Genomic DNA, 15,662 nt, shown 5'->3' with positions numbered 1-15,662 from the left:
TCGGGTGGTTCGTGCTCTAGAGCCAGCCGCCGAGCGTGTCGTTGGTGCGGCCCGCGTTCTGCAGGTAGCCGCTCGCGGGCTCATCCAACCAGCCGCTGTCCGCGCTTCCGCCCTTGGCCGCCGCTGAGGCGGCAAACCCGTTCTCGGTCAGCAGCTGACCGCCGCCGCCTTCACCCGCGGAATGGACGGCGCGTGAATCACGGGCCGCGGCGGTAAGGGTTCTGGGATTTTCTGGCCCTTCTGAGGAACTGACGTTCAGCATGAGGCTACCTTCCTGCCTTCGCATCCAACTTTCGAAGGCACATGAGTTTCGCTGTGACCCGGATCTTGTCCTGGCTGCCCGCGGGTGCCGGCGGCGAAAGCGCGAGAAGCCGAGGACGGAGTCACAATTTTAACTTAATTCACATTAAACACACTTGAGGTTCACCCGGTCAACGACGTTGCCCTTGATGACGCTTTGCGGTGTTGCGACCTACTGCTCCGTGTCTGGACGTTGGGCCTTGTCGGAGTGTTCTTCCGAGTTGGCGATGATCTCATCTGCCATCTCGTCCACGTCCTGCTTGACCTCGTCGACCTTCTCCTTCTTCTTCAGCTTTTCCAAAGCCTTGTCCTCGGCACGGATCTCGGCCTCGATCTTGATCTGCGCCTTGGCGGCGGCGACCGCGTCCATGTTCTCGCGCTCGGTCCACACCTTGATGATTCCCCAGGCCACGGCGGAGAGCGGCACGGCCAGCACGGCGCCGACGATTCCGCCCAGCACGGTGCCGGCGGTCAGGGCCATCAAGATCACCAGGGCATGCAGGTTCAGCGCCTGGGCCATGACCACCGGCTGTAGGAAGTTGCCCTCTAGCTGGTTCACGATGATCACCGCGGCAAGCACCACCAGGGCAACCAGCGGGCCGCTGGTGACCAGGCCGACCAGGGTGGCCAGGATGCCGGCCACGGTTGCGCCGACCATGGGGATGAACGCGCCGAGGAAGACCACCACGCCCAGCGGCAGGGCCAGCGGCACCTGCAGCACCAGCAGGGTGGCGGTCACGCCGATGGCATCCACGGCTGCGATGATCGCGGTGCCGCGGATGTAGCCGCCGAAGGTGTGCAGCGCCCGATCACCGGAGGTGATCCACTTGTGGCGGTAGTGCTTCGGGGTCCAGGAAATGAAGAACGCCCAGATCCGGTCCCCGTCCTTGAGGAAGAAGAACAGGATGACCATCAGCAGGATGCTGCCGGTGACAAAGCTGCCGGCGGCAGTGATGGTGTTCAGGGCTCCGGCGCCGAACTGGGAGCTGGTGATGAACGAGGTGACGGTGTCCACCGCCTCATCGATCTGGCCTTGGTCCACCGTGAACGGCATGTCCCCGATGAACTGTTGCACCAGGTCGTTGAGCTGGTTAAAGCCCTCCGCGGCCTGGTTGACCAGGGTGTTCCATTCGCGCATGACCGAGAAGACCAGGCCGGTGCCGATCCCGCCAAGAACCAGCAGCGACCCGAGGAAGACGACCCAGGCGGACAGCATCGGGGACAGGTGCTTGCGCAGCTTGGTGACCAGCGGCCACAGGGCGCAGGAGAGGATCAGCGCGATCAGCGTCGGGATCACGATCATGGTCAGGCGCAGCATGCCAATGATGACGAAGCCGGCGACCAGTCCCACAATCAGGATCTGCAGGCAGCGGATCCCCAACCGGCCGAGCATGTCGGTCCACAATCCCTGAACCGTGAACTCCGGCCGCTCACGAACCGGTGCTTCTGCCGCGACCACCACTTGCTGTGTCGGTGGCCTGTTTTTTGAGGATGCAGCCTTGCGGAAGAACGCCATTCTTGCTCCTACGTCAGGGGGATTGATCAATTAAACAATAGGCTAGCGGTCGCCGAAGCGCGGGAGACACGTCCAAAAGGATGAGTTAATTCAACTGTCCGTCACTGCTTGGTTCCCGCCCTCAGCGGGTTGCTGCCAGCCCCGCGGCGGGGGAGGCGGGGTACTCGCTGGCCAGCAGGCCCATCAGGATCCGGTCGTGGAACCGGCCATCATGAAAAACGGCGGCCCGTTGGCGGCCCTCGGGGCGAAAACCCAGCCTGGTGTAGGTGCGTTGGGCGCGCTGGTTGTACTCGTACACCCCCAGGTGGATGCGGTTCAGCCCCAGCTGGTGGAAGCCATGGCGCAGCATCAGCGCGGTGGCCTGCGCCCCCAGGCCCTGTCCCCGGAAATCCGGGCCGAGGATGATCGCGAACTCGGCCGCCCGGGCCGGGGTGTTCCCGCCGTAGAGCGTCGCGTGCCCGATCAGCGGCCCGCCGACCAGCTCAATGCTGAAACCGGCTTCGCGGGAAGTCGGCCGGTTCTGGCTCCAGACCTGCCAAACCCGGTAAAGGCCCTTCATCGGCTGGGGCAGCACCAGGTTCGTCTGGTGCACCATGGTTGCCGGGTCATTCCACCAGCACGACAACGGCTGCAGGTCCTCCGCACGCAGTTCGCGCAGACGAACCCGGTCAGGCCTCGCGCCGGTTGCCGCGGCGCCGAAGTCTGCGGCGGGTCTAGCCAAAGTACTCGTCGGCCAGCTGACTGAGCAGGATCTTGTCGTGGAATTCGCCGTTGTGGAACCCGGCCTGCCGTGCCCGGCCCTCCTCACGGAAACCCGCCTTGGTGAAGGTGCGCAGCGCCCGCTCGTTGTACTCCCAGATGCTCAACCCGATGCGGTTCAGGCCCATTTCGCGGAACCCGAAATCCACGATCATCTTGGTCGCCTCGGTGCCGTAGCCCTGGCCCACATAGGAGCCGCCGATCATCATCATCAGCTCGGCCGAGCGGGCCGAGGCGTGGTAGTTGTACAGCGCAGTGTGCCCCACCAGCGTGTCGTCGGGCAGGGTGATGCACAAGCCGATGCCGTCCTTCGTGCCCCGGTTCTGACTCCAGTCCCGGAAGATCTCCGCAGCCTCGGTGCGCGGGTGGGGCAGGACAATGTTGCCCTGCAGCGCCATGAATTCCGGGCTGTTCCACCAGCCGGCAAGGACTGGCAGGTCTTCTTCCTGAAGCTCTCGCAGCCTGATGGTGTCGGAGACCAACAGGTTGATGCCGTAATCCTGGGCTGTTTCCGTATTCCAATTGTCATGGGCCATGACTCAAACTTAGTCGGTTTTTCTCCCGGTGTGCCAGATGGGTCACTTTTGCCATGGTTTACGCTGGGTGGCCCACCGCCACGAGTGGGCGCAATTGCGGTGCAGCAGCCGGACGCGGTACGGGCGACACGCCCGGGCAAGCCCTGCGCTAGAGCTCCCGGGCCGCCTGGGCACGGGCCCGCGTCCGGCGGATGAGTCCATCCACCGTCCAGGCCAGCGCGGCCCCGGCCATATAGGCGAACAGGTCCAGCACCGCGAAGCTGGTGCCCAACACCAGGCGCAGGATGGGCAGTGACTGGGCCAGCTGCAGGGGCAGGGGAGTCAGCTGCAGCAGTTCTACGGCCACGCACCACCCCAGGGAACCCAGGAACAGGCGCAGCCGGGCCGCGCGTGGGAAGAGGATACCGAGCAGCACATACAGCAGCGTGGCGTAGAGCAGACCCCCAGCCAGGTCGGCGGCCAGCCCCAAGGGCAGGAAGCGGGCGAAAAGGCCGATGGGGACCACCAGCAGTGCGGTGATCCCCATCCACGCCCGACGCGTTAGTGCCATGCGGCGCATCAGCAGGCTTTCGTCGTGCCCTAGCCGAAGAAGGCGTTCGGGAAGCGCAAGACCACGGTCGCGGCGACGACCAGCAGCAGGACCACGGTAATCACCCACGACCACTCGGCGAAGAACTTCTTCACGCCCGCCCCGGCCGGAATCACCCCGTGGATGACGTTGCGAGCGGTGGTGTGCACGAACAGCGGGATCACCATGGCCCATACGACCATGCAGTACAGGCACAGCGCGCTGATGTCATACAGTGCCTGGGACCACAGCCAGATGATGAACACCATCGCCAGGGTGATGCCGATCTGGAACCCCATCCAGTACCAACGGGCAAAGCGGGCCCCGGCCAGCAAGGCCATGCCCACGGTGATCACGATCGCGAATCCCACGATGCCCAGCAGCGGGTTCGGGAAGCCCAGCAGTTCGGCCTGCCAGGACTTCATGACCGTGCCGCAGGAAATCCAGGGGTTGATGTCGCAGCTGGTGACGTAGTCCGGGTTCTTGTACAAGGCCAGCCGATCCAGCACCAGTACACCGGAGGCGATCCAGGCGATCACGCCGGTCACCACGGTAAAAATTCCAAAACCGCGATCCTTGGCCCACCGGGGCAACACGCCCGGTGTCGGGGGATTCTCTACAGCTGAATTCATGTTCTGCCTAGTCCGTTTGCTCATTGGAATGCGCGGTTTTGCGCATTGGTTATTCCAATCCTAAAAGCACTTACTGTGTGCTCCCATAGCGAAGATCATCCGCTATGCGGCTAAATGTGAGAGAATGTTGGTGGTTGTTCGTGGATCCACAGTCTGCTTTCAACCCAACGAGAGACTTTGAACGACAGATCGTCAGGCGATGCATCGCTCCGGTTGAGTGCCCAAGAAAGTGCGCCTCCCGGGGGAATACCGCGGATCGAAGGGCCGTATAGGAAAACGGCCGGTTCTGAAGCACACCCGTTGACCGTGTCCAGTTTCCACGGTGCAATACGTTGCATCGCGAAAATCGGTGAGACGGACCTACAGAGGACTTTGATGCCCGACAGGCCAGAAACGTGGCCGACCGCATGGCATAAATGAATAGAGTTTCGGCTGCTGCGCTGTCTGTGGAAGCGCCGGCGCTGGAATGTTTTAGAGGAGTACGCGAACCTGATGAGCGCATCAAAAGAACGCAAGAGTGGTTCCGGAGGAAATAAGCGTGGCAACCGTTCGACTCGTGCCCGGCGCACGACCGTAGCCACCACCCCGGCCCGCCCGCTGCGCCAGGCAATGACCCTGGCCGAACTGAACGCGGCCGCCGGCGTGGAACCCACCGGCACCCGCATACGGGTCACCCGCCGCACCCCGGTCTCCACCCCGGACACCGCACGTATGAATCGCCAGGCCGAACGCCGCCAGCGCGCCACCCAGGCCGACGCCGAGGCCAGCGCCAACGAGACCAGCACGGACAAGGCCAGCGCGGCCCAGGGCGGCCAGGACACCGACCGCAAGCAAGCCCCGGCAGAGTCCCACCAGCCCAAGACCTCCAAGGCGCCCCGCCAGCAGGAACCGACCGCGGCCACCGAGGCAGTTGCCGAATCCACCGGGGCGACCGAAACCACCGAAACCGATGCCGCCGCTGAAGCCAGCGAAAGCGGCGCAGCGAAGGAAAACGAGGACCACACCGGCGCCCTGCTCGCGCAGCACGGCAGCACCATGATGATCAATCCCTTCGCCGTGCCCGAGGCGGCCCACACGGTCGTACGCCACGCCATCCCCAAGACCAAGCAGCAGGCCGAAGCCGAACAGCGCGGGGAGGAACACCACGACGAGGACGCCGATGAGGTCACCTCACGCCGTCGGCGTCGCCGCCGTCGCGGGGAAGTGGATCTGGAACTGGATGGCGGTTCGCAGGATGACCCGCCGAACACCGTCACCCGGGTACGTGCCCCGCGCGCCAGCCTGGACACCCCGGTCTCCAACAAGGTCACCTCGGTGCGCGGTTCCACCCGTCTGGAAGCCAAGCGCCAGCGCCGCCGCGAATCGCGGGAAACCGGTCGCCGCCGTCAGGTAATCACCGAGGCCGAGTTCCTGGCTCGCCGCGAGTCGGTGGAACGCCAGATGATCGTGCGCCAGCGCGAGGACCGCATCCAGATCGGTGTTCTGGAGGACGGGGTGCTGGCCGAGCACTTCGTGTCCAAGACCCAGCAGGATTCCCTGATCGGCAACGTGTACCTGGGCAAGGTCCAGAACGTGCTGCCCTCCATGGAGGCCGCGTTCGTGGATATCGGGCGCGGACGCAACGCCGTGCTGTACGCCGGCGAAGTCAACTGGGACGTCGCAGCCCTGGAGGGCCAGCCGCGGCGCATCGAAAACGCGCTGAAGGCCGGCGACTCGGTGCTGGTGCAGGTGACCAAGGACCCGGTGGGCCACAAGGGTGCCCGCCTGACCAGCCAGGTCTCCCTGCCCGGACGCTACCTGGTGTACGTTCCCGGCGGTTCAATGACCGGCATCTCCCGCAAGCTGCCGGATGTGGAGCGCCAGCGGCTGAAGAAGATCCTGAAGGACCACCTGCCGGAGAACGCGGGCGTCATCGTGCGCACCGCCGCCGAGGGTGCCAGCGAGGAAGAGTTGATGAATGACATCAACCGCCTGCGCGCCCAGTGGGAGGGCATCGAGGAACAGTCCAAGTCGAACAAGACCCTCGCCCCAGAACTGCTGCACTCCGAACCGGACTTGACCATCAAGGTCGTGCGCGATGTGTTCAACGAGGACTTCACCAAGCTGATCGTCTCCGGCACCCAGGCCTGGGACACCATCGAGGCCTACGTGATGTACGTGGCCCCGGACCTGATGGGCCGCCTGGAGCAGTGGAAGAACGAAGAGGACATCTTCGCCCACTACCGCATCGACGAGCAGATCAACAAGGCGCTGGATCGCAAGGTGTTCCTGCCCTCCGGCGGTTCGCTGGTCATCGACCGCACCGAGGCGATGACCGTGGTGGACGTGAACACCGGCAAGTTCACCGGCTCGGGCGGCAACCTCGAGGAAACCGTCACCAAGAACAACCTGGAGGCGGCCGAGGAGGTCGTGCGCCAGCTGCGCCTGCGCGACATCGGCGGCATCATCGTCATCGACTTCATCGACATGGTGCTGGAGGCCAACCGGGACCTGGTCCTGCGCCGGCTGATCGAGTGCCTGGGCCGCGACCGCACCAAGCACCAGGTCGCCGAGGTCACCAGCCTGGGTCTGGTGCAGATGACCCGCAAGCGCATGGGCACCGGCCTGTTGGAAGTCTTCGGGGAGGCCTGCGAGGTCTGCGCTGGACGCGGGGTGATCACCCACGAGGAGCCGGTGGAGCACCGCAAGAGCTACAACTCGCACGGTGAATCGCACGCCAAGAAGAACCAGGAATCCAAGTCCAGCCGTTCCCGGCGCCGTCGCGGTGGCTCCAGCGGCCAGGAGGAAACCAAGCCCGCCGAGCAGCGGGCCGCCCAGGAAACCGAGAGCGACGAGAAGAGCGAGGCCGCACGCAGCGCCCTGGCCAGCATCGCCGCCGCCTCGCACCTGACCGAGGCCGAGGAAGCGGAAGCCAAGCAGGAATCCGGCAAGGACCAGGCTCCGGTGAGCCTGGAGCAGCTGGAAGCCGCCCTGCCGGGCCAGGACCGGGATGAGGAGACCGGCGAGCAGAAGCCGCGCAAGCAGCGTCGCCGCCCGCGTTCGCGGTCCCGCAACGGCCAGGGCGCCGAGACCGCCGAGCAGCACTCCGGCCAGGAGGCTGCCGGTGCGCCGCAGCAGGAGGCTGGGCAGGGCGATCAGCCCGCCGCCGGGCAGCAGACCGAGCAGGCTCCGGCCCAGACCGCGCCCGAGCGCGCCGAGTCCGGCGAGGACAAGCGCCCGGCACGCACCAAGCGCGGTTCGCGCCGTGCCGGCAGCCCCGCCGGGTCCGCCACCGGTGCGGTCAGTGAGCAGCCGCTGCTGACCGGGCTGGCCCTGCCGGCCGACACCATTGAGGCGCCGGCCCAGGCCGCCGCGCAGTCCGCTGCCGCACAGCAGCCGGTTGTGCAGTCGTCCGCGCCGGCCGCCCCACAGAGTTCCACGAAGCCAAAGCGCCGCAGCCGCCGGGCCACCTCGGCCCAGGGGGATGCGAACGCGGAGGTTGTCGTGAGCGAAGTAGCCACTGCCCAGGGCAACCGGGTGCAGATGGATACGTCCAGTAAGCCAAGCGAAACTCCCGCCGAGCCGGCCGCCAAGCCGGTCATGCTCGGGGTCGGGGTTCCGGTACGCGAACTGAAATGATGATCCTGATCACGCAGGGCGCGCCGGGGCGGGTTTTCATTTGCCCCGGCACGCTTTCCTAGCGTAATCTGGTTCATCGGTGCTAAACGCCAAGATCACGGTTTTGTCCGCTCGGCGTCACGGCACAAGCGCATGAGATCCCCAGGTCGTTCCGCTGTATAAGGAATACGGGTTGATTTCTGCGCCGTAAGACAATGAAACGTCGAGTAGAAGTGAGTACCCACGTGGTGTACGCAATTGTCCGCGCTGGCGGCCACCAGGAAAAGGTTTCCGTTGGAGACCTCATTACCGTTGACCGTCTTCAGGCTGCCGAAGGCAGCTCCATTGAGCTTCCGGCCCTGCTGCTGGTGGATGGCGAGAAGGTAACTTCCGCTGCTGCCGAGCTGGCTAAGGTCAAGGTCACCGCCGAGGTCGTTGAGAACCTCCGCGGTCCGAAGATCGTCATCCAGAAGTACAAGAACAAGACCGGTTACAAGAAGCGCCAGGGCTTCCGTGCCGCCTTGACCAAGGTCAAGGTCACCTCGATCGCCTAATTTCTGGCGTATCGTAGAGATCAAGAAAATTTGTAGCGAAAGAGGTTTAAGCTATGGCAAGTAAGAAAGGTGCGAGCTCGACCAAGAATGGTCGCGACTCCAACCCGCAGTTCCTGGGTGTAAAGCGCTTCGGCGGCCAGGAAGTCAACGCCGGCGAGATCATCGTGCGCCAGCGTGGCACCCACTTCCACCCGGGCAACGGTGTGGGACGTGGCAAGGACGACACCCTGTTCGCCCTGACCGCCGGTGCGGTTGAGTTCGGCACCCGTCGTGGTCGCCGCGTGGTGAACATCGTTTCTGCCGCCTAGTTCTAGGCACCAGGCAAAACTTTTTAGTACGCCAAGGGGTGGGTCGGATTACCGGCCCACCCCTTGCGTGCGTTTCGCTAAACTTAATGGCGAGTGTCTTTTGCACCGCCAGAACCAAGGAGAAGAACCCCCGTGGCTTCATTCGTTGACCGCGTCACCCTGCATGCCACCGCCGGAAACGGCGGACATGGGTGCGTGTCCATCCGACGCGAGAAATTCAAGCCCCTCGGCGGCCCCGACGGCGGCAACGGAGGCAACGGCGGCGACATCATCCTCGAAGTCTCCCCACAGGTCACCACGCTGCTGGACTACCACCACCTGCCGCACCGCAAGGCCAGCAACGGCGAACCGGGCAAGGGCGGGCTGCGCCCGGGCAAGCAGGGCGTGGACCTGGTGCTGCCGGTCCCGGCTGGCACCGTGGTGAAGAACCGTGCCGGGGACATCCTGGCCGACCTGATCAACCCGGGGGACCGCTACCTGGCGGCCGCCGGCGGGCAGGGCGGGCTGGGCAACGCCGCCATCGCCTCGGACAAGCGCAAGGCCCCGGGCTTCGCGCTGCTGGGCATCCCCGGCCAGGAGCAGGACGTGGTCCTGGAGCTGAAGTCCGTCGCGGACATCGCCCTGGTCGGCTACCCCTCGGCCGGCAAGTCCTCGCTGATCGCCGCGCTGTCCGCGGCGCGTCCGAAGATCGCCGACTATCCGTTCACCACCCTGGTGCCGAACCTGGGCGTGGTGCAGGCCGGTGAAGTGCGCTACACCGTGGCCGACGTGCCCGGGCTGATCCCCGGCGCCTCGGAGGGCAAGGGGCTGGGTCACGAGTTCCTGCGCCACGTTGAGCGCTGCGCCGCGATCGTGCACGTGCTTGACTGCGCGTCCCTGGAATCCGAGCGCGACCCGATCACCGACCTGGAGGTCATCGAGGCCGAACTGGCCGCCTACGAGGTCGACTCCTCCTATGCCGGGACCGACGGGACCATCATCCCGCTTAGCGAACGCCCCAAGCTGGTGGCGCTGAACAAGGTTGACATGCCCGACGGGCAGGACATGGCTGAATTCGTGCGCCCCGAACTGGAAAAGCGCGGCTACCGGGTGTTCGAGGTCTCGGCCCTGTCGCGTAACGGATTGCGCGAACTGTCCTTCGCCATGGCTGAATTGGTGGAGCAGGAGCGCGCCAAGCTGGAGCACGCCGCCCCCGTGGTGGAGGTGCCGGTGGTCCGCCCGCGCGCGGTGAACCGCCAGGAATTCACGATCCGCCGCGAGGAGCAGAACCTGGAACCGCTGTGGCGGGTCATCGGGGAGAAACCCGAACGCTGGATCCTGCAGACCGACTTCTCCAACGACGAGGCCGTGGGCTACCTGGCCGACCGGCTGAACCGGCTGGGCGTGGAGGACGCACTGTTCAAGTCCGGGGCCCGCCCCGGGGACGCGGTGGTCATCGGCGCCGAGGACAACGCGGTCGTCTTTGACTGGGAGCCGACCATGGCCGCCGGGGCCGATCTGCTGGGTGGTTCGCGCCGTGGCGAGGACGTGCGCCTGGAAGACCGCAGCCGTCCCACCCGCGAACAGAAGCGCGCCGAGCACGAGGAACGCAAGGCCGCCAAGGCCGCGGCCCGCGCCGAACTGGAAGCCGAGCGCAAGGCCGGGATCTGGACCGAAAGCGTGCAGGGCAAGAACGCCCGGCGCGCCGCGGCCGAGACCGGGCAGACCGAGGAAGACTAGCACCGGCCCGCCACGGGCCGCAGGAACCAGGCAGGGGAAGAACCACCTTCATGAGCGTACGTGCCACCAAGACGCTGTCGGCCATCACCTCCCGCCACCAGCTGCCGCAGGCGCAGCGGCTGGTGGTCAAGGTCGGCTCCTCCTCGCTGACCACGGTGGACGGCGGGATCTCGCACGAACGGCTCTCCGCCCTGGTGGACGCGCTGGCCGCCACCGTGAAGGCCGGCACCGAGGTGGTGCTGGTTTCCTCCGGTGCGGTCGCCGCCGGGCTGGCCCCGCTGGGCCTGGCCAAGCGCCCCAAGGACCTGGCCACCCAGCAGGCGGCCGCCGCCGTCGGCCAGGGCCTGCTGCTGGCCCAGTACACCACCGAGTTCGCCGCCCACGAGCTGACCGTCGCCCAGGTGCTGCTCACCGCCGATGACCTGCGCCGCCGGCAAACCTACACGAACGCGCTGCGCTCGCTGGTGCGGCTGCTGAACCTGGGGGTGCTGCCGATCGTGAACGAAAACGACACGGTGGCCACCCACGAAATCCGCTTCGGGGACAACGACCGGCTCGCCTCCCTGGTCGCCCACCTGATCAAGGCCGACGCGCTGCTGCTGTTCTCCGACGTGGACTCCGTGTACGACGCGCACCCCCGCCACGGCGGGCAGCGCATCGCCCTGATCAAGAACCCCAGCGAACTGGAGGCGGTGAACCTCGGCACCCCGGGGGAGGCCGGGGTGGGCACCGGCGGGATGATCACCAAGGTCGAGGCCGCGGTGATGAGCTCCTCCTCGGGCATCCCGGCGCTGGTGACCAGCGCCGAGAACGCGGCCGACGCACTGGCCGGGAAGGACGTGGGCACCTGGTTCGCCGCCCGCAACACCCGCCGTTCGGCACGCGACGTGTGGCTGGCCCACCTGGCCAAGCCGCAGGGCAAGCTCTACATTGACGCCGGAGCCACCCGGGCGGTGCGCAGCGGGGAAAACTCGCTGCTGGCCGCGGGCATCACCGCCGTGCACGGCGAGTTCGAGGCCGGGGACGCGGTGGAGGTCTGCAACGAGCAGGGCAGCGTGCTGGCCCGCGGGCTGGTCAACTACGCCTCCCACGAGCTGCCGGCCATGCTCGGACGCACCACCAGCCAGCTGGCCACCTGGCTGGGTGAAGGTTACGAACGGGCCGTGATTCATGTCGACGATCTGGCCTTGGTCTAGGGCCAATTCCTATCATGGAGGCATGAGTCTGCATGCCGCCACCCCCGCCAACGACCAGGGCCAGCACGCCACCGACGCCGCCGCCGGCCAGGGCCAGGACGTGACCGAACAGGTCTACCGCCTGGCCGACCGGGCCCGGAAGGCCTCACGCCTGCTGGCGCGCGCCAACCGGGACTGGAAGGACCGCGCCCTGCGCCAGATCGGTGCCACCCTGGACGCCAACCGCGTCTCCATCCTGCAGGCCAACGCCAAGGACCTGGAGGTCGGGCGCGCCAACGGCACCTCCGCGGCCATGCTGGACCGGCTGAAGCTGGATGATGCCCGCATCGACGGACTGATCGGCGCACTGGAGGAGCTGGCCGGACTGCCGGACCCGGTGGGCACCGTGCTGCGCGGGGAAACCCTGCCCAACGGGCTGCGCATGCGCCAGGTCAACGTGCCCATGGGCGTGGTCGGCACCATCTACGAAGCCCGCCCGAACGTGACCGTGGACATTGCCGGACTGGCCCTGAAAAGTGGCAACGCGGTTCTGTTGCGCGGCGGTTCGGCCGCCCTGAACTCCAACCTGGCACTGGTCGGGCTGATCCGCGACGCCCTGGAGAAGGTCTCGCTGCCGCGGGATATCGTGATCTCCGTGGATGAATACGGACGCCCCGGAGCCGATGCCCTGATGGGGGCGCGCGGCAAGATCGACGTGCTGATCCCGCGCGGTGGACGCGAACTGATCCAGCGGGTGGTCACCACCGCCAAGGTGCCGGTCATCGAGACCGGTGAAGGCAATGTGCACATCTTCATCGACGAGTCGGCGGACACCGACACCGCAGTGGACATCCTGCTCAACGCGAAAACCCAGCGCCCGAGTGTGTGCAACACCGTGGAGACGCTGCTGATCCACCAGGACGCGGCCGCCGGACGCAGTGTGCTGGAGGAGCTGTCCAAGGCCGGGGTGCGCCTGCACACCGACCCGCGTGCCGCCGAGCTGGCCGAGGGCCTGGACCCGGTCCAGGCCGATGAGCAGGACTGGGCCAATGAATACCTGGACCTGCAAATCGCGGTGAAGGTCGTGGACGGGATCGATGAGGCCATGGAGCACATTGCCGAATACTCCACCGGGCACACCGAGGCCATCATCACCAGCAGCCTGCAAAACTCCGAACGCTTCGTGGCCGAGGTCGACTCGGCCGCGGTGATCGTAAACGCCTCCACCCGCTTCACCGACGGCGGGCAGCTGGGCCTGGGCGCCGAGGTGGGGATCTCCACCCAGAAGATGCACGCCCGCGGGCCAATGGGGCTGGCGGAGCTGACCACCACCAAGTGGATCGTGCAGGGCGACGGGCACATCCGCAAATAGTTTCTGCAACCTGTTTTCGGTACGATGTAGAAGAACAAACTATTCACAAACGATCGATGGCAGGCCGTTGATCACCAAGAATATCTGGAGAGTTAGTTGAACGCGCTGAACCTGGCTACCGCAGCCTCCACCTCATCCCTCTCAGGCGAGACCTGGGCACTGCTGATCGGTGTGGGCATTTTCGTCGCGCTGATGGTCGGCCTGCTGATCACCATGTCGTACACCAACGTCGGCAACCGCCACCAGGTGAAGCCGGAACCGCACGACATCCACCGCCAGACCAAGGTGCACGAGACCAAGCACTAGGCCCCGGTGAATTCAACAGCACAGCACCGCCCATTCCGCCTCGGCGTGATGGGCGGTACTTTTGACCCCATCCACAACGGCCACCTCGTCGCCGCCAGCGAAGTCGCTGCCGAATACGACCTGGACGAAGTGGTGTTCGTTCCCACCGGTGAGCCGTGGCAGAAGGCCGACCGGAAGGTCACCCCCGCCGAGCAGCGCTACCTGATGACCGTGATCGCCACCGCGTCCAACCCGCGCTTCACCGTCAGCCGCGTCGACATCGACCGCGAGGGGCCGACATACACGATCGACACGCTACGCGACCTGCGGGCCGAACGCCCCACGGCGGAACTGTTCTTCATCACCGGCGCCGACGCGATGAGCCAGATCATGAGCTGGAAGAACGCCGACGAACTGTGGAACCAGGCACACTTCGTGGGGGTCACCCGTCCCGGCCACCCGATGCCGGAAGTCGCACAGTCCAGCGCCTCCGAACTGGAGATCCCGGCACTGTCGATCTCCTCCACGGATTGTCGGGCCCGCGTTGGACAGGGAAAACCGGTATGGTACTTGGTGCCGGATGGTGTGGTGCAGTACATTGCAAAATATGGGCTCTATACCGAGTCGCAGCCTGAAAGTGGCACCCAAAACACGGCATAATCACTTGGTAAGGGTGCATGCAGAAGTCTACGCGGTCGGGAGAAGGACAGGATGAGCGATAACACGCAACCGGCTTCAAGCCGGCGTGCTTTGCGTGAAAAGCGTCGGGCGGAAATGGAGGCCCTGCTGGCCAACAGCAAGGCCGAGCAGGAAGCCAGGGAACAGGCAGCCCGTGAAGAGGCAGCCGATTCCAAGAAGGCTCCGCGAACCCCCGCCGCGGCCCCAGGGAAGCAGACCCCTAAGCCTTCCTCCACCTCCGGTTCGAACACCTCTAAGCCCGCTTCGGGCGCAAAGCCCGCACCGCAGAACGCACCCAAGGCTGACGAGGCACCCAAGAAGCCTGCCAACAAGAGCGGCGCCGCCAAGGCCGCCGAGGCCAAGAAGGACACCGCCAAGAGCGGCGCAACCCAGCAGAGCGCCAAGCCTGAGGCGGCAAAAAAGGCTGCCGAGAAGCCGGCCGCAACCAAGCCAGCGGCCGCGAAATCTGCTGCTCCCAAGCCTGCGGATGCCAAGCCCGCCGCGAAGCCAGCGGATGTCAAGACCCCAAACGGGAAGCCCACTGACGCCAAGGCGGGGGACTCCAAGCCTGCCGCCCAGTCGAGCGAAAGCGAATCTGGTGAAACGGCGGCGGGGGAGCGCGCGTCCCTGCGACGTGCCCGGGACCGTGAAGCGCTGCGAGAGCGCCGTCGGCTGCAGGAGGAAGTTTCCCAGCTGACCAACCACATTCCCGCCGTTGAGCCCGGGGATGACCCGAAGCCGCTGACCCGCCGCCAGCTGCGTCTGCAGGCCCTGGCCGAACAGCAGAAGGCGGAGAACGCCGGGGCAGCCAATCCAGTACCGGTCAAGCCCAAGAATTCCACGCCGTCCAAGGACGAGGACTCCCCGGAAACCACCGTCATGAGCGTGGAGGAGGCTCTGGCGGCCCGCCGTGAAAGCGCCCCCGCGCCGCCAGTGGACCCGAACCTGCTGCGTGATGACGACAACGACATCGATCTGGAAGTTCTCGCCCACCAGCGCGAAATGGCGGCCCGCGCCGCCATCATCTCCCGCCGTGCGGCCGAACGCGAACGCCTGCGTCAGCAGAACGCCAAGGCCGGCCAGGAAGCTCCCGCCTCGGATCCCTTCACCGGAGCGATGGGCAACATCAGTGAACTTGAGGACAAGGTCTCACGTTCCGGGGTGCCCAGCCCGAAGACCGAGAGCGTGTCCCTGGACCTGGATTCCACCGGCAAGATCGCCCCGGCCAAAAAGCCGGCGGACAAGACCGGCAAGAAACCTGAAGCCAAGCCGGCCGGCAAGACCCCGGCAAAGCCTACGGCGAAGGAAGCGGCCAAGCCCGCGCCCAAGCCTGCGGCACAGAAGCCGGCAGTGAAGAAGGCCACGCCAGCGGCCAAGCCGAAGCCCAAGGAAGAAGAGCAGGCCACCTCGGCCCAGGCCACTTCGGGCGACCCGGTGCAGATGCCGCGTGTCGAAGCCGTCAGCGCCCAGGGACTGCAGCCCCTGGACGCCCAGACGGCTGGTGTGCGCCGCGCCAACAACATGTTCCTGGCCATGATTGCGGCCCTGGCCGTGGGCGGGATCGCATTGGTTGTCGGAATCATCATGATGCTCAACAACTAAGCTGTATCCGTCAACTATAATTGAGCTGACTTAATTCATCGTCGAGGAGACACTCCACTAT

General features: G+C 65.8%; 15 protein-coding genes. 9 read left to right on the top strand and 6 right to left on the bottom strand.

Going from position 1 to position 15,662, the window contains the following annotated elements; genetic code table 11:
• Window positions 1–16: 16 nt before the first annotated feature.
• The 6 genes from AC6I21_RS08520 to AC6I21_RS08495 form a co-directional block, all read right to left on the bottom strand.
• Window positions 17–262, bottom strand: a complete 246-nt coding sequence (locus AC6I21_RS08520) for a hypothetical protein (RefSeq protein WP_343830339.1) — start codon at window positions 260–262, stop codon at window positions 17–19.
• A 210-nt stretch (window positions 263–472) separates the two neighbouring features.
• Window positions 473–1,693, bottom strand: a complete 1,221-nt coding sequence (locus tag AC6I21_RS08515; protein WP_246049485.1) for an AI-2E family transporter — start codon at window positions 1,691–1,693, stop codon at window positions 473–475.
• Window positions 1,694–1,937: 244 nt separating this feature from the next.
• Window positions 1,938–2,537 (bottom strand): GNAT family N-acetyltransferase, encoded by a 600-nt coding sequence (locus AC6I21_RS08510; RefSeq protein ID WP_175419366.1) that lies wholly within the window; start codon window positions 2,535–2,537, stop codon window positions 1,938–1,940.
• Window positions 2,530–3,111 carry a GNAT family N-acetyltransferase gene (locus AC6I21_RS08505; protein ID WP_497762192.1) on the bottom strand — a complete coding sequence of 194 codons (582 nt, stop codon included), beginning with the start codon at window positions 3,109–3,111 and terminating at the stop codon, window positions 2,530–2,532. The genes AC6I21_RS08510 and AC6I21_RS08505 overlap by 8 nt, the downstream gene beginning before the upstream one ends.
• 148 nt (window positions 3,112–3,259) lie before the next feature.
• Window positions 3,260–3,661, bottom strand: a complete 402-nt coding sequence (locus AC6I21_RS08500; protein ID WP_497762191.1) for a DUF2809 domain-containing protein — start codon at window positions 3,659–3,661, stop codon at window positions 3,260–3,262.
• Between the two features lie 29 nt (window positions 3,662–3,690).
• Window positions 3,691–4,311, bottom strand: coding sequence for a vitamin K epoxide reductase family protein (locus AC6I21_RS08495; protein WP_360028847.1), 621 nt, complete (start codon window positions 4,309–4,311; stop codon window positions 3,691–3,693).
• A gap of 492 nt (window positions 4,312–4,803) precedes the next feature.
• Between AC6I21_RS08495 and AC6I21_RS08490 the strand changes: the two genes are divergently transcribed.
• The 9 genes from AC6I21_RS08490 (at window position 4,804) to AC6I21_RS08450 (ending at window position 15,601) form a co-directional block, all read left to right on the top strand.
• Complete coding sequence (locus AC6I21_RS08490) at window positions 4,804–7,929, top strand: Rne/Rng family ribonuclease (RefSeq protein WP_497762190.1); 3,126 nt, start codon at window positions 4,804–4,806, stop codon at window positions 7,927–7,929.
• Window positions 7,930–8,153: 224 nt separating this feature from the next.
• Window positions 8,154–8,462 (top strand): 50S ribosomal protein L21, encoded by a 309-nt coding sequence (rplU, locus tag AC6I21_RS08485; RefSeq protein WP_138177725.1) that lies wholly within the window; start codon window positions 8,154–8,156, stop codon window positions 8,460–8,462.
• 53 nt (window positions 8,463–8,515) lie between these two features.
• Window positions 8,516–8,770, top strand: a complete 255-nt coding sequence (gene rpmA, locus AC6I21_RS08480; protein ID WP_054821895.1) for a 50S ribosomal protein L27 — start codon at window positions 8,516–8,518, stop codon at window positions 8,768–8,770.
• 132 nt (window positions 8,771–8,902) lie between these two features.
• The gene (obgE, locus tag AC6I21_RS08475) at window positions 8,903–10,489 is read left to right on the top strand and encodes a GTPase ObgE (RefSeq protein ID WP_497762189.1); all 1,587 of its coding nucleotides are present in this window, start codon (window positions 8,903–8,905) and stop codon (window positions 10,487–10,489) included.
• Between the two features lie 50 nt (window positions 10,490–10,539).
• Window positions 10,540–11,685, top strand: coding sequence for a glutamate 5-kinase (proB, locus tag AC6I21_RS08470; protein ID WP_346922936.1), 1,146 nt, complete (start codon window positions 10,540–10,542; stop codon window positions 11,683–11,685).
• Between the two features lie 22 nt (window positions 11,686–11,707).
• Entirely contained in the window at window positions 11,708–13,036 is a 1,329-nt protein-coding gene (locus AC6I21_RS08465) for a glutamate-5-semialdehyde dehydrogenase (protein WP_421013701.1), read from the top strand.
• A gap of 96 nt (window positions 13,037–13,132) precedes the next feature.
• Window positions 13,133–13,342, top strand: a complete 210-nt coding sequence (locus AC6I21_RS08460; RefSeq protein ID WP_138177654.1) for a hypothetical protein — start codon at window positions 13,133–13,135, stop codon at window positions 13,340–13,342.
• Window positions 13,343–13,348: 6 nt separating this feature from the next.
• Window positions 13,349–13,981 (top strand): nicotinate-nucleotide adenylyltransferase, encoded by a 633-nt coding sequence (nadD, locus tag AC6I21_RS08455; RefSeq protein ID WP_279403072.1) that lies wholly within the window; start codon window positions 13,349–13,351, stop codon window positions 13,979–13,981.
• A 51-nt stretch (window positions 13,982–14,032) separates the two neighbouring features.
• Complete coding sequence (locus AC6I21_RS08450; RefSeq protein ID WP_497762188.1) at window positions 14,033–15,601, top strand: hypothetical protein; 1,569 nt, start codon at window positions 14,033–14,035, stop codon at window positions 15,599–15,601.
• Window positions 15,602–15,662: the final 61 nt, after the last annotated feature.

The organism is Glutamicibacter sp. St.4D3, from assembly GCF_059728615.1.
The sequence above is the reverse complement of the archived record's forward strand: the minus strand, read 5'-3'. Positions and strand labels throughout refer to the sequence as shown.